This is a genomic window from Microbacterium sp. NPDC057658, assembly GCF_042799975.1.
In the GTDB taxonomy this organism is placed as follows: Bacteria; Actinomycetota; Actinomycetes; order Actinomycetales; family Microbacteriaceae; genus Microbacterium.
Genome location: NZ_JBHVHT010000001.1, coordinates 777,555 through 790,632, shown reverse-complemented (window position 1 = coordinate 790,632; position 13,078 = coordinate 777,555). Strand labels below are relative to the sequence as shown.

The following is a 13,078-nucleotide window of genomic DNA, read 5'->3' as shown; positions in this document are numbered from 1 at the left end:
GACCCCCTTCACCGACGAAAGGCTCCTCGTGTCCGACCCGATCCTCCGCCCGCGCATCGCGCTGCTGCCCCTCGACGACCGTCCGGTGAACGTCAAGCTCCCGGGAGACGTCGCGGGCGTCGCGGGCGTGACCCTCGACGTTCCGCCCGCCGAGATCCTCCCCTCCTACCGGACCGCGGGCGATGCCGACGGGCTGGGCGCCTGGCTGCGCGAGCGTGCCGCGGACCCGGCCACCGTGCACCTGGTGGTGTCGGTGGACATGCTGCTCTACGGGGGACTCATCGCGAGCCGCACGAGTCACGACACCGCTCGCGACGTGCTGGCGCGCCTGGACGTGCTGCGCGAGGTGCGGCGGATGCGGCCCGACCTGCCGATCTCGGCGGTGTCGCTGGTGACCAGGGCGAGCAACTCCTACTCCGCGGCCGAGGAGCCGACCTACTGGACGGAGCATGGCAAGGAGATCCACGCGCTCGGCGGCGACGCGCACCGGCTGCTCGGCGAGACCGAGGTGCTGCCGCTCGACGCGCTGACCCCGGTGCCGGCCGATGTGGTCTCCGACTACTCGTCTCGGCGGTTGCGCAACCACATCGTGAACCTCTCCACGCTCGGCCTCGTGGAGGACGAGACCCTCGACTTCCTGGCGATCACCGCCGACGACACCGCCCCCTTCGCGGCGGGCAGCGCGGAGCAGGTGTGGCTCCGGCACTGGATGCGGATGCTGCCGTCGGGCCGGCGCGTGCTGATGTACCCGGGGGCCGACGAGGTCGGGGCCGCGCTCGTCGCCCGGGCCCTCGCGGTGAACGCCGGGGTGACCGCCTCGTTCTCGGTGGCCTGCGCGGACGCCGCCGGCATGGAGCGCGTCCCGCCGTACGAGAATATGTCGCTGGCGGCGTCGGCGAGCCGGCAGATCCGCGCGGCCGGGGCCGAGGAGGTCGCCGCGGGAGGCGACGTCACCCTCGTGCTGCACGCCCCGGACCCCGACCGGCACGACATGTTCCGCGGGCGGCCGGAGGTCGTCGACGTCGAGGCCGTCGCGGGGACGGTCGCACTCGTGCGGGAGCGTCTGGAGGCCGGGGAGCACGTGGCCCTGGCCGACGTGCGCTACCCGAACGGCGCGGACGAGGCGCTCGTGCGCGCACTGGCGGAGGCCGGACTGCTCGGGCGCCTGGAGGCCTTCGGCGGGTGGAACACCGCCGGGAACACGCTCGGCAGCGTCGTCGCGGTGGCCGCCGCCGGAGTGGTGGGCCGGGCCACCGGCTCCTTCGACGAGCGTGCCGCGCGGATCGCCCTGCTCACGCGGCTGCTCGACGATTTCGCCTACCAGGCCGTGGTGCGCACCGATGCGGGCCCCTCCCTCTTCCCCGACATCTACCCGATGGCCGAGGATGCGCAGGTCGCGACGGCCGAGCGCGTCATCCGTGCGGAGCTGACGGCCCTCCTGGAGTCGATGCTGCCCGCCGAGGACGTGCGGATCGCGGAGCTGACCCTCCCCTGGCGGCGCTCGTTCGAGATCGGTCTCACCCTGCACTGATCCTCCACGGCGGCGGCATACACCCGGGACCGCCGCGAGCCTGGCGCGCTCCACAGGAAGGGATGGTTGGCTGGAATCTCCGGCGGGGGAGATTCGGGCCGGTCACGATCACAGGGGGATGACGTCCATGAGCAGTGCGACCGGGGACGAGGCGGCCGGGGGCCGCGTGCGGGTGAGCGTGGTGGTGCCGGTGTTCCGGCCGAAGGCGTCGTTCGACGACCTCATCGCCTCGCTCGACGCGCAGACGCTGCCCGCGGGGTCCTTCGAGGTCCTGCTCTGCGACGACGGCTCCGGGGAGGAGACGGCCGCGCGGCTCGAGAGCATCGCGAAGGACCGTCCGCATGTGCGCGTGCTGTCGCTGCCGCACTCCGGGTGGCCCGGCACTCCGCGCAACCGGGGTGTCGAAGAGGCCAGAGGGACGTACGTGCAGTTCGTCGATCAGGACGACCGCCTCTACCCGCGGGCGCTGGAGCGGCTGTGCGACTACGCGGACGAGAACGGCTCCGATGTCGTGGTCGGCAAGGAGGTGGGCATCGGACGCAAGCTGCCCGCCAAGATCTTCCAGCGCGACATCCCGCACGCGGTGCTCGGGGAAGACCCGATCCTGGAGATGCTGACGCCGCACAAGATGTTCCGGGCCGCCTTCCTGCGGGAGAACGGCATCCGCTTCCCTGACGGGAAGGTGCGGCTCGAAGACCATCTCTTCGTGATGCAGGCGTACTTCGCCGCCGATACGATCTCGGTGCTCGCGAGCGAGCCCTGCTATGCGTGGGTGAAGGAGCCGGGGAGCGCGAGCTCGGCCCGCATCGAGCCGGAGTCGTACTTCCCGCATCTGGAGACCGTGCTCGACGTGGTCGAGGCGAACACCGAACCGGGGAAGGTGCGGGATCGGCTGCTGCGGCACTGGTTCCGCGGCAAGATCCTCAACAGGATCGCCGGGCGACGGATGGTGAAGTACCCGGCGGAGTACCGCGACCGTCTGCTGGACGTGGTCGTGCCGCTCACGCAGCGTCGTTTCGGACCCGGCGTGGACGCGGGGCTGTCGTTCCCGCAGCGCATCCGCGCCGCTCTGCTGCGCGCCGACCGCCGCGACGACCTGCTCGCCTTCGCCGCCTTCGAGGCCGAGACGACCTGCACCGCCGCCGTGACCTCGGCGCGCTGGTCGCGGGGAGGGCTGCAGCTGACCGTGCGCGTCCGCGTGCGCCGGAACGGCGAAGAGGCCTTCGTGTTCGAGACGGTCGGCTCGGCGGATCATCTGCTGTCCCTCCCGCTGTCGACGACGGAGGATCTTCCCTCGGGCCTGCTGAACGCCCGCAAGGAGCGCCGTGCCGACCGGGTCGACGTGGTCGCGCAGGACACCCCGGAGCCGGGCCAGGCCGCGGAGTCCACCGCGGGTTCGGAGCGCAAGGTCGGCGGGCGCCGACCGAAGCGCCTCGACGCGGTTCCCGTCGCCGTGGACCCCATGAAGGTGTTCCGCGAGGACGGTGCGCGCGACGCCGATCTGTCGGTCGCGGTCCGCGTGGCCGGCTGGGTGTTCACGGCGCCACTGACGGCCGCCCCGGACGTGGTCGCACACCTCGGCCGCTCGCCCCTTCTCGCGGGCCGGCGGGTCGAACTCGTGCGGAACGACGACGGCAGCCTGCGCCTGCACCGGGAATGGCCCGGAGGCGCCTGGCGTGACGCCCTGGCACGCACCGCGCGACGCGTGCGCTCCCGCCTCCGCCGCTGACAGCCCCACAACGCCCCGCGCCCGAACTCGCGTGCCTGCGCACCGCACTCAGGCCGCGACATCGAAGCGTGCCCGTCCGCCCAGCCGCGGCGTGCGCTCCGGGTCGACCCACCGCGGCGGAAGAAACCACGGCCGGCCGCTCACACCGGAACCCTCGATGACGATCTCCCACCCGTTGTCATGGATACGGTGGTGACAGGTCTCGCAGAGCAGGATCCCGTTCGAGAGATCGGTCGGACCTCGGTCGCGCTGCCACCAGCGGAGGTGATGAGCCTTCGTCATCCCCGGCGGGAGCCCGCACATGGCGCACCCGCCATCCCGCTCGGCGAGCGCCAGGCGTTGGGCTCGTGTGAAGAGGCGCTTCTCGCGACCCCAGTCGAGCACTTCGCTCGCCCCGCCGAGGACGCAGGGGATGACGCCGCCGCTGGCCGCCATCCGCCGCGCGGCGCCGATGTCGATCACCTGGTCGAGCCCGTCGATCGTCGCCGACCCGGTGCCGGCCTGGAGATCGTCGAGGGACACGCGCACGACCACCGTCGCCCCCGCGAGCGGCACCCGATCACCGTCGCACCCGAGCACATGCCCGCAGAAGAGGGCCAGCGCATCGGCCTGGATCATCGCGACCGAGCGCCGGTCGGCGTCCGGCGACTCGGCGTCAGGGGCATCGAGGCGCGCGGCGAACACGGCGGACACGTGCCCGCGGATCGCGGTGACGACCGGCGCCGCGGTCTCGGCATCGAGCTGCGCGTGCAGGTGCACCATGCCGTCCCGTTCGAAGATGCGCAGTCCGCGCCGAGCGCGCTGCTCCTCCGCCCGCGGCGCCACGCCGTCGGGGTCGAGCCACGCTTCGGCGCGGAGGACGAGTTTGCGCACCGCATCGAGCTCGAGCCCTTCGGCTGCACCGGTCAGCACGCGCTCCGCCTCCGCGATGCGCTCCGCCCCGGCGGCCACGCGGCAGCGATCCAGCAGCGCGACGAGATGTGCCGCCGCCGGCGCTCCGAGGGCACCCGACGCGAGCGCTTCCCGGAGGAGCGGGTACCGTGCGGGCAGCGGCGCGCCGAGCAGGTCGCTTCGCGGGGCGGTCGCCTCTCCCACCTTCACCAGACGCTGCGCCTCGCCCGTCGAGATGCCTGTCATCGCGGCGATGAGCTTCGCCGCCGTGCGGTACCCGCGTTGCTTCGCCAGGCTGTCGGCCCCGAGCTCGGCGCGCGACTCCCGGGCGATGCCAGCCGCCACGTCGACGTGCAGTGCATCGAGTCGGCGCCGCAGGAGTCCGATCGCGTCGGCGACGTCGACGAGCTGCGCGCGGGAGAGCTCCGGCGCATCGCCCGCGGCGCCCCACGCCTCGTCGAGACGCTCCATCGCCTCGCGCAACCCGGACATTTTCGACATGCTTCATTTTATCTTCCAGTGGCCCGACTTTCGAAGATTTGTTCTAACGGATGCCGGCATTCCGCCCGACCGACAGGGATCTCGCGTCCGGATCCGGCGCAGACCCCCGCCCGTTCACCTCATCGCATCCTCGCGTTCACGCCGCGCGCCTATCTTGAGTGCGGACGCGCGACCGCGCTCACGAAACCAGACAATCTTTGTGCCTTCACCACAAGAACCGGTAGTGTCGCATCGACACACCTCGAAGGCGAGAAAGGGACGAACATGGCCGACAGGCAGCAGAGGCGCTGGGCGCTCATCGGATCGACGGCCGCGGCGGCGATCGCGCTCACCGGATGCACGGCGGGCGGCGACGGAGACGCGGGCGGCAGCGACGGCGGCTCCGGGGACACCCTCATCGTCTACACGAACTCGAACAGCGACGGCCGTGGTGAGTGGATCACCGAGAAGGCGGCCGACGCGGGCATCGACATCGAGATCGTGGGCCTCGGCGGCGCCGACCTGACGAACCGCATCATCGCGGAGAAGAACAACCCCGTCGGCGACGTGGTCTTCGGCCTGAACAACATGTTCTTCGAGCAGCTCAAGACCGAAGAGGCCATCACGGCCTACGAGCCGAGCTGGAGCGGCGAGGTGCCCGCGGACGCCGGCGACCCGAAGGACGGCGCGTTCTGGCCGCTCGTGGAGCAGGCGATCGTCACGGTCTACGACGAGAACCGCATCAGCGACGCGCCCACCGACCCCGACGACCTGTACACCGACGAGGCGTTCGCCGGCCGCTACGAGGTCAACCCCGCGCTCGGCCAGGCGACCCCGCAGCTCGTGCTCGCCAGCATGCTCACCCGTCACCTCGACGAGGACGGCGACCTCGGCGTGAGCGACGAGGGCTGGGACCTGGTGAAGTCGTACTACGCCAACGGCTCCCCCGCCGTGGAGGGCACCGACCTCTACGCCCGCATCACCCGCGACGAGGTGGACTACGGCGTGCTGCCGTCGAGCGGCATCTCCGCCCGCGACGAGGAGTACGGCACCAGCACCGGCATGATCGTGCCCGAGTACGGCGTCCCCTACGTGACCGAGCAGATCGCGCAGATCAACGGCACGGACAACGAGGAGAAGGCGCAGGAGTTCATCGACTGGTTCGGCAGCGCCGAGGTGCAGGGCGAGTTCGCTGCGGAGTTCAACGCCATGCCGGTGAACGAGGGCGCTGTCGAGAAGGCCAACCCCGAGGTCGTCGAGCTCATGGGCACGCTCGACCGTCAGGACATCGACTTCGGTTTCGTGAGCGAGAACCTCGGCGCCTGGGTCGAGAAGGTCACGCTCGAGTACATCGGCTGACCCGCGCAGTCCCGCACCGGCAGAGAGAGAAGACGATGATCCGTTTCGACGACGTCGAGGTCGTGTTCGGCGACCACCGTGCGGTCTCGCACCTCGATCTGGAGATCCAGGAGGGTGAGTTCTTCACCCTCCTGGGTCCGTCCGGATGCGGCAAGACCACCGCCCTGCGCACGCTCGCGGGGTTCATCGAGCCCACCGGCGGTCGCATCCACATCGCGGGTCGCGACGTGACCCGGGTGCCGAGCGAGAAGCGCGGCGTGGGCATGGTGTTCCAGAACTACGCGCTGTTCCCGAGCATGAACGTGCGGGAGAACATCGCGTTCGGCCTCTCGGTGCAGAAGGTGTCGAAGGCCGAGCAGCGGCGGCGCGTGGACGAGGTCGCCGATCGCACCGGGCTCGCCGCGTCGCAGCTGGAGAAGAACGTGGCGGAGCTGTCCGGCGGGCAGCAGCAGCGCGTCGCCATCGCCCGAGCGCTCGCGCTCACCCCCAGCATCCTGCTGCTCGACGAGCCGTTGTCGAACCTCGACGCCAAGCTCCGCGTGCAGCTGCGCGAACAGCTCAAGGAGCTGCAGCACGAGGTCGGCGTGACCACCGTGTACGTCACGCACGACCAGGAGGAGGCGCTCACCCTCAGCGACCGCATCGCGGTGCTCGACGCCGGGACGCTGCAGCAGGTGGGCACGCCCGAGGAGATCTACGACCGCAGCGCGACCCCCTTCGTCTGCCGGTTCATCGGAGAGAACAACCGCCTCTCCCCCGCGCAGCTCGTCGCGATCGGCGGGAGCCTCGACGCCACGGCCGAGAGCTACGTGCGGCCGGAGAAGCTGCACCTGGCATCGCCGTCCGCGGCCACCGCCGGTGGCACGGCGTCGCTCGACGGCACCGTCGCGGAGCGCACGTACCACGGCAGCCACAGCGTCTACACGGTGTCGGCGGCCGATGCGACGCTCCGGGTGAGCGTGCCGGCCGCGGCGAGCGCGCACCGGTGGGACGTCGGCGACGCCGTGCGCATCGACGTCGACCCGCGGTGGATCCTGCAGTACCCGGCGGCGTGACATGAGCGCTCCGCAGAACGACTCCCGCCCGGTGCCGCCGCCGTCCGCGGCCATGACCGACGCGTCCGGCGCCCTGACGACCGAGGCCGCCGAGGCGGGCACCGCGACGAAGCCCCGCCTCCGCCGCGGACGGCCCGGCAGCGTGCGCGCGATGCTCCGCTCACCGCTGGCCTGGGTGACCGGCATCGTCGTGATCTGGTTCGCCGCCGCCTTCCTCGTGCTGCCGAACGCCGAGCTGCTCGCCGCGACCTTCTTCCCGGACGGCCAGTTCAGCATCCGCGCCGTCGAGAAGCTGCTCGGCAGCGAGCGCGCGCTGAAGACGCTCGGCAACAGCTTCCTCCTCGCGATCACGCTGTCCGTCACGGTCAACGTCGTCGGGGTGTTCATCGTGCTGGTGACGCAGTACTTCCAGGTGCGCGGCGCCAAGCTCCTCTGGCTCGGCTACGCCACGACCCTGATCTACGGCGGCATCGTGCTCGCCGCCGGCTACAACTTCATCTACGGGAAATTCGGCTTCATCACGAATCTGATGGTGAACATCTGGCCGGACATGAACCGGGACTGGTTCTCCGGCTACTTCGCGGTCGTGTTCGTGATGACGTTCGCGACGACGACGAACCACATGCTGTTCCTGTCCTCGTCGCTCGGCAAGGTGGACTACGCGTCGATCGAGGCGGCGAAGCTCATGGGCGCGTCGACCTGGACGATCCTGCGCCGCATCGTGCTGCCGGTCATGAAGCCGATGCTCTTCGCCGTCACGGTGCTGACGTTCCTCATCGGTCTCGGGGCCCTGACCGCGCCGCTCGTGCTCGGCGGCCCGGACTTCCAGACCGTCGCCCCCCTCATCATCGACCTGTCGCGCAGCCCGATCACGCGCGACATCGCGGCGCTGCTGGCGATCGTCCTCGGCGTCGCGACCATCATCCTGCTCGCGATCATGAACCGCGCCGAGAAATCGGGGGTGTACTTCTCGGTGGCGAAGGTGGCGACGCCGATCCAGAAGCAGCGCATCCGCAACCCGTTCGCGAACGCGGTCGTGCACGTGGTCGCCTACCTGCTCTGGGTGATCTACCTCATCCCGGTCGTGCTCATCGTGATCTTCTCGTTCGTGGACGCGCGGAGCATCCTCGCCGGATCGATCACGCTCGACAGCTTCACGCTCGACAACTACATCACCGTGTTCTCCAGCGCGGCGGCCCTCCGCCCGTTCATCGTGAGCGTCGTCTACAGCGCCCTCGCCGCGGTCATCGTGGTGGGCGGGCTGCTGTTCGTCGCGCGGATGATGCAGAAGCACCGCAACCTGCTCACCACGGTCATCGAGTACGTGCTGCACATCCCGTGGATCCTGCCGATCGTGCTGATCGCGCTGGCCTTCGTGATGGCGTTCGACGCGCCGCAGCCGCTCGTGGGCAACATCGTGCTCACGGGGACGCCGGTCCTGCTGCTCGTCGCGTACATCTGCGTGAAGATCCCGTTCACGCTGCGGCTGCTCAAGGCCGGGTTCGCGTCCGTGCCGGACTCCCTGGAAGACGCCTCGCGCATCCTCGGCGCCCGCTCGCTGACCACGTTCCGGCGCGTGCTCATCCCCCTCGTGCTGCCGACCGCAGCCGCGATCACGGCGCTGAACTTCAACAGCCTGCTCGACGACTACGACGCCGCGATCTTCCTCTACCACCCGCTGTACAAGCCGCTCGGCGTCGCGATCCAGGAGAGCACGCGCGGGGAGAACAACCTCGACGCGATGCCCATCACGTTCGTCTACACCGTGCTGCTCATGATCATCATGGGTGTCACCATGTATCTCGTGTATGGACGAGGATCGCGCGCCGGAGCGCCCCGCCGACGGAAGCAGCGCGCATGAGCGGGGCGGATGCTGGGACTCCCGCCCTGCGGGTCACGATCAGCGACGTCGCCGCGGCGGCCGGGGTGTCGCGAGCCACGGCGACCAGAGCCTTGAAGGGCGAGGGCCGGTTCGCGCCGGAGACGCAGGAGCGCATCCTGGAAGCGGCCGAGCGGCTCGGGTACGTGCGCAACACGATGGCCGCGGAGCTCGCCGCCGGACGCACCGGCACCGTCGGCCTCATGCTTCGCGATGCGAGCAACCCCGCGTACGGTCTCCTCTTCTCCCGGTTGCAGGAGGAGGCGCATCAGCGCGGCCTCGACCTCGTGACCGTCACGATCGGCGCCGACGAACAGGGCGCCAAGCAGGTGAATGCGCTGCACCGGCTGCTCGGCATGCGCGTCGCGGGACTCATCGTCGCCACCGGCGGCATCTCCGCGGCGCAGCTCGAGCCCTTCGCGGACCAGGTGCCGATCCTGCGTGCCGGGCGCGTGGAGTCGGCGGGCCGCATCCACACCGCCCACTACGACGACGAGGGGCACGGACGTCTGCTCGCGGAGCACATCGTCGCGCTCGTCCACCGGACCGTCGTCGTGCTCGCCGGAAGCCCCGAGGCCTCGTACCCCGAGCACCTCCGCGCGCTCGCGATGCAGGAGGTGCTGACCGCGGCGGGCGTCGCCGTGACGATGATCTCCGCCGGTGCGCGTCCCGAGGACGGCGTCGACGAGGCCCTCGCCGCCGTGCGCGCCGGGGCGACCGCCGTCATGTGCGCCTCGGACTACCGGCAGCTCGCCGTGATGCGCGCCGCCCGCGCCGCCGGGCTCCGCGTGCCGGGGGACGTGAGCGTGACCGGGTGCGACGGCATCCTGCCCGGCGCCGATCTGCTCGGGCTCACCACGCTGCGGATCCCCGTGGAGGCGGTGGCCGCGGCCGCCGTCGAGACCATGCAGCAGCTGCTCACGGCGGACGGGCCGGAGACGCTCGTACGCCGCTCGTTCACGGGAACGCTCGTCCCGGGCTCCACCGCCGCCGCCGTCTGACATCTGCCCCGACCTGCCTCCGTCCGCCGACCAGGAAGAGACATGATCCTCACCGAACACCCTCGCCCGTCGCACACCTTCGTGCACATCTCCGACACGCACCTGCCCGGTGAACGGTCGCCGCTGTACGGCAGCGGGGCCGACGCCGACGCGAACCTGGCGGAGATGCTCGACCGGCTCGTCGCCTCGGGGCTCCGTCCCGACGCGCTGCTGTTCACGGGAGACCTGACGGACCGGGGCGATGCCGCCTCCTACCAGCGACTGCGCGAGCTCGTGACGCCCGCCGCCGACGCGCTCGGCTGCGAGGTCGTGTGGGCGGCCGGCAACCATGACGACCGTCGTGCCATGCGATCGGAGCTCGGACTCGCGGGGGCGGGTGATGAGCCGATCGTCGAGGTGCGGTGGTTCGGGGGGATGCGCGTCATCGTCGTCGATTCGACGGTGCCCGGCGCGCATTGGGGGGAGGTGCCGTCGTCGCAGCTGGATCGGCTGGAGGGAGAGCTGTCGACGGCGGCACCGCAGGGCACGCTGCTGCTCATCCACCATCCGCCCCTGCCGACGGTGCTCGACCTCGCCGTGACGGTCGAGCTGCGGGATCAGGACGCGCTGGCCGCGGTGCTGCGGGGGTCGGACGTGCGGGGCATCCTGTCCGGGCACGTGCACCATCCGTCGTTCGGCACCTTCGCCGGGATCCCTGTCGCCGTGGCCTCGTCGAGCGCGTACGGACAGGACCTCGCGCAGCCCGTCGGCGCCACCCGCGGACAGGACGCCGCACAGGGCTACAACCTCGTGCACGTGTACGCCGACACCATCGTGCACTCCGCCGTCTCGCTCGAGCGCGGGGCGGACGTCGGGGAGCCGGTCGCCGCCGACGAGGCCGGACGACGGATCGCCGGCGTCGGGATCGACTGGCGGGACTAAGCCGTCACGAGGTCGTCATCGGCGTCACCTCGACGTCGATCGAGCCGAACGGGAACGGGCTGAACACGGTCCAGGAGTCGCCGGTGAACTGCTCGAGCGGGATCAGCGCGAACCAGACGTGCGAGACGACGATCGCGACCACCACGAACAGTCCGACTCCGCGCAGGGTCCACTCCAGGGTGCGAAGCGCCGCGCGCTCGTCAGTCGCCTTGATCACGCGACCGAGCGCGAGCAGCACGGTGACGGCGATGGCGATGTAGACGAGGGGGCTCGGCGCGAGCGTGAGCTGGATGCACTGCGGAGCCTCGTCGACCGGCTGACCCGCGGAGTCGATGAACCCGCCGTTCGCGTCGACCCCGCCGGGGCAGATGCCTTTACTGGCGGTCATGAACACGGGGTAGAGGAGCGCGGTGATCAGCGACCAGAGGAGGACGCGGCGGATCGCGGCGATGACCACGGCCCCGGGGAGCGCGGCGGGTGCCGTGTCCGGTGAGGCGGACGGGGCGAGCGACGACATGCGGGGCTCCTCTCGGGGCGGTCGTGTTCATCCTGGCGGATGTATGGGGCGGGTGGAAGGGGCACGGGGTGGGCGCTCGCGCATCAGTCGTAGGCTGGAACGTCTGCCTCCTCTCTGAGGCGCCTTCCCCTGGAGCTCCATGTCTGCAACGACGGTCGACGACCGCGCCCGCTATCGCGCCCACCCCTCGGTGCTCGATGCACTGAAGAATCCGCGGCTGCTGACGCGCGAAGTCCTGGCCGGGCTCGTCGTCGGACTCGCGCTGATCCCGGAAGCGATCGCATTCTCGGTGATCGCGGGGGTGGACCCGAAGGTCGGGCTGTTCTCGTCGTTCATCATGGCGGTATCGATCGCGTTCCTCGGCGGGCGACCCGCGATGGTGACCGCGGCGACGGGAGCCGTGGCGCTCGTGATCGCTCCCGTCGCGCCGACGTACGGGCTCGACTACTTCATCGCGACGGTCATCCTCGCCGGGATCTTCCAGGTGATCCTCGGGGTGCTGGGTGTGGCGAAGCTCATGCGGTTCATCCCCCGCAGCGTCATGGTCGGGTTCGTGAACGCGCTCGCGATCTTCGTGTTCAGTTCGCAGTTCCCGCAGCTCATCGACGTGCCGTGGCTGGTGTATCCGCTGGTGGCGCTCGGGATCGTGGTGATGCTCGTGATGCCGAAGCTCACCAAGATCGTGCCGGCGCCGCTGGTGTCGGTGATCATCGTGACCGGCGTCGTGCTCGCCTTCGGGATCACGGTGCCGACGGTCGGCGATCAGGGTGAGCTGCCGCGGAGTCTGCCGTCGCTGTTCATCCCGAACGTTCCGCTGACGTGGGAGACGTTCACGATCATCGCGCCGTTCGCGCTCGGGGTCGCGCTCGTCGGGCTCATGGAGTCGCTGCTCACCGCGAAGCTCGTCGACGAGATCACCGACACCCACTCGAACAAGACCCGGGAGTCGTGGGGGCAGGGCGTCGCCAACGTCCTGTCGGGGATCTTCGGCGGCATGGGCGGGTGCGCGGTGATCGGTCAGACGATGATCAACGTGAAGGCGTCGGGCGCGCGGACCCGCATCTCGACGTTCTGCGCCGGTCTGTTTTTGTTCGTGTTGGTCGTGGTGTTCGGTGACTTCGTCGGGACGATCCCGATGGCGGCGCTCGTAGCCGTGATGATCATGGTCGCGATCGGGGCGTTCGACTGGCACAGCGTGCGGCCGTCGACGCTGAAGCGGATGCCGAAGAGCGAGACGTTCGTGATGGTGTCTACCGTTTTGTTGGTGTTGCTGACGCACAATCTGGCGGTCGGGGTTGTGGGTGGGGTGCTCGTCGCGTCGGTGCTGTTCGTGCGGCGGGTGGCGCACTTCGTCTCGGTTCGTCGGGTTCTGGGGCCTGCTGACGATGTGGTGACGTATGTCGTGGAGGGCGAGCTGTTCTTCGCGTCGAGCAACGACCTGACGACGTTGTTCTCATATACGGAGGATCCGGATCGGGTGGTCGTGGATCTGTCCGGGTCGCATGTGTGGGATGCGTCGACCGTTGCGGCATTGGACGCGATCGAGACGAAGTATGCCGCGTTGGGGAAAGCGCTGGAGATCGTCGGGATGAATGACTCGAGCGGGACGATGCATGGGCGGTTGACGGGCGGGTTCGAATAGCTCTCTTGTGGTTCGGAGGCGAGCCCTCGCGCTCCGGAGCTCAGCGCCCAGTTACGCTGGCATAACTTTGGGG

10 protein-coding genes are annotated in these 13,078 nt (G+C 70.2%); 8 read left to right on the top strand and 2 right to left on the bottom strand.

The genetic code is table 11. From position 1 onward, the window contains the following. Positions 1-28 precede the first annotated feature (28 nt). Both ACFU8V_RS03775 and ACFU8V_RS03770 read left to right on the top strand, forming a co-directional pair. A complete protein-coding gene (locus ACFU8V_RS03775; RefSeq protein ID WP_378869116.1) occupies positions 29-1,531 on the top strand; it encodes a DUF4127 family protein in 1,503 nt (500 codons plus the stop codon). Between the two features lie 127 nt (positions 1,532-1,658). Further along, entirely contained in the window at positions 1,659-3,260 is a 1,602-nt protein-coding gene (locus ACFU8V_RS03770; protein WP_378869113.1) for a glycosyltransferase family 2 protein, read from the top strand. Between the two features lie 48 nt (positions 3,261-3,308). Here the strand turns inward: ACFU8V_RS03770 and ACFU8V_RS03765 are convergent, their stop codons facing one another. After that, positions 3,309-4,652 carry a DUF222 domain-containing protein gene (locus ACFU8V_RS03765; protein ID WP_378869110.1) on the bottom strand — a complete coding sequence of 448 codons (1,344 nt, stop codon included), beginning with the start codon at positions 4,650-4,652 and terminating at the stop codon, positions 3,309-3,311. 264 nt (positions 4,653-4,916) lie between these two features. Between ACFU8V_RS03765 and ACFU8V_RS03760 the strand changes: the two genes are divergently transcribed. The 5 genes from ACFU8V_RS03760 to ACFU8V_RS03740 all read left to right on the top strand — a co-directional run bounded on the left by ACFU8V_RS03760 (position 4,917) and on the right by ACFU8V_RS03740 (position 10,846). After that, positions 4,917-5,990 carry an extracellular solute-binding protein gene (locus tag ACFU8V_RS03760; protein ID WP_378869107.1) on the top strand — a complete coding sequence of 358 codons (1,074 nt, stop codon included), beginning with the start codon at positions 4,917-4,919 and terminating at the stop codon, positions 5,988-5,990. Positions 5,991-6,025: 35 nt separating this feature from the next. Then, the gene (locus ACFU8V_RS03755) at positions 6,026-7,045 is read left to right on the top strand and encodes an ABC transporter ATP-binding protein (protein ID WP_378869105.1); all 1,020 of its coding nucleotides are present in this window, start codon (positions 6,026-6,028) and stop codon (positions 7,043-7,045) included. Positions 7,046-7,196: 151 nt separating this feature from the next. Beyond that, entirely contained in the window at positions 7,197-8,906 is a 1,710-nt protein-coding gene (locus ACFU8V_RS03750) for an iron ABC transporter permease (protein WP_029989480.1), read from the top strand. Beyond that, a complete protein-coding gene (locus ACFU8V_RS03745) occupies positions 8,903-9,925 on the top strand; it encodes a LacI family DNA-binding transcriptional regulator (RefSeq protein ID WP_025104078.1) in 1,023 nt (340 codons plus the stop codon). Before ACFU8V_RS03750 ends, ACFU8V_RS03745 begins: the two co-directional genes overlap by 4 nt. A gap of 42 nt (positions 9,926-9,967) precedes the next feature. Further along, positions 9,968-10,846, top strand: coding sequence for a metallophosphoesterase (locus tag ACFU8V_RS03740; protein ID WP_029989482.1), 879 nt, complete (start codon positions 9,968-9,970; stop codon positions 10,844-10,846). A 4-nt stretch (positions 10,847-10,850) separates the two neighbouring features. Here ACFU8V_RS03740 and ACFU8V_RS03735 read toward each other — a convergent pair whose 3' ends face one another. Next, positions 10,851-11,363, bottom strand: a complete 513-nt coding sequence (locus ACFU8V_RS03735) for a hypothetical protein (RefSeq protein WP_378869102.1) — start codon at positions 11,361-11,363, stop codon at positions 10,851-10,853. A gap of 139 nt (positions 11,364-11,502) precedes the next feature. Between ACFU8V_RS03735 and ACFU8V_RS03730 the strand changes: the two genes are divergently transcribed. Then, on the top strand, positions 11,503-13,005 hold the full coding sequence (locus tag ACFU8V_RS03730; RefSeq protein WP_378869099.1) for a SulP family inorganic anion transporter: 1,503 nt from the start codon (positions 11,503-11,505) through the stop codon (positions 13,003-13,005). The last annotated feature ends 73 nt before the right edge of the window (positions 13,006-13,078 follow it).

Coding starts and splice junctions, on each gene's coding strand:
- ACFU8V_RS03770 (WP_378869113.1), top strand. CDS start 1,659: ATGAGCAGTGCGACCGGGGACGAGGCGGCCGGGGGCCGCGTGCGGGTG.
- ACFU8V_RS03765 (WP_378869110.1), bottom strand. CDS start 4,652: ATGTCGAAAATGTCCGGGTTGCGCGAGGCGATGGAGCGTCTCGACGAG.
- ACFU8V_RS03760 (WP_378869107.1), top strand. CDS start 4,917: ATGGCCGACAGGCAGCAGAGGCGCTGGGCGCTCATCGGATCGACGGCC.
- ACFU8V_RS03755 (WP_378869105.1), top strand. CDS start 6,026: ATGATCCGTTTCGACGACGTCGAGGTCGTGTTCGGCGACCACCGTGCG.
- ACFU8V_RS03750 (WP_029989480.1), top strand. CDS start 7,197: ATGCTCCGCTCACCGCTGGCCTGGGTGACCGGCATCGTCGTGATCTGG.
- ACFU8V_RS03745 (WP_025104078.1), top strand. CDS start 8,903: ATGAGCGGGGCGGATGCTGGGACTCCCGCCCTGCGGGTCACGATCAGC.
- ACFU8V_RS03740 (WP_029989482.1), top strand. CDS start 9,968: ATGATCCTCACCGAACACCCTCGCCCGTCGCACACCTTCGTGCACATC.
- ACFU8V_RS03735 (WP_378869102.1), bottom strand. CDS start 11,363: ATGTCGTCGCTCGCCCCGTCCGCCTCACCGGACACGGCACCCGCCGCG.
- ACFU8V_RS03730 (WP_378869099.1), top strand. CDS start 11,503: ATGTCTGCAACGACGGTCGACGACCGCGCCCGCTATCGCGCCCACCCC.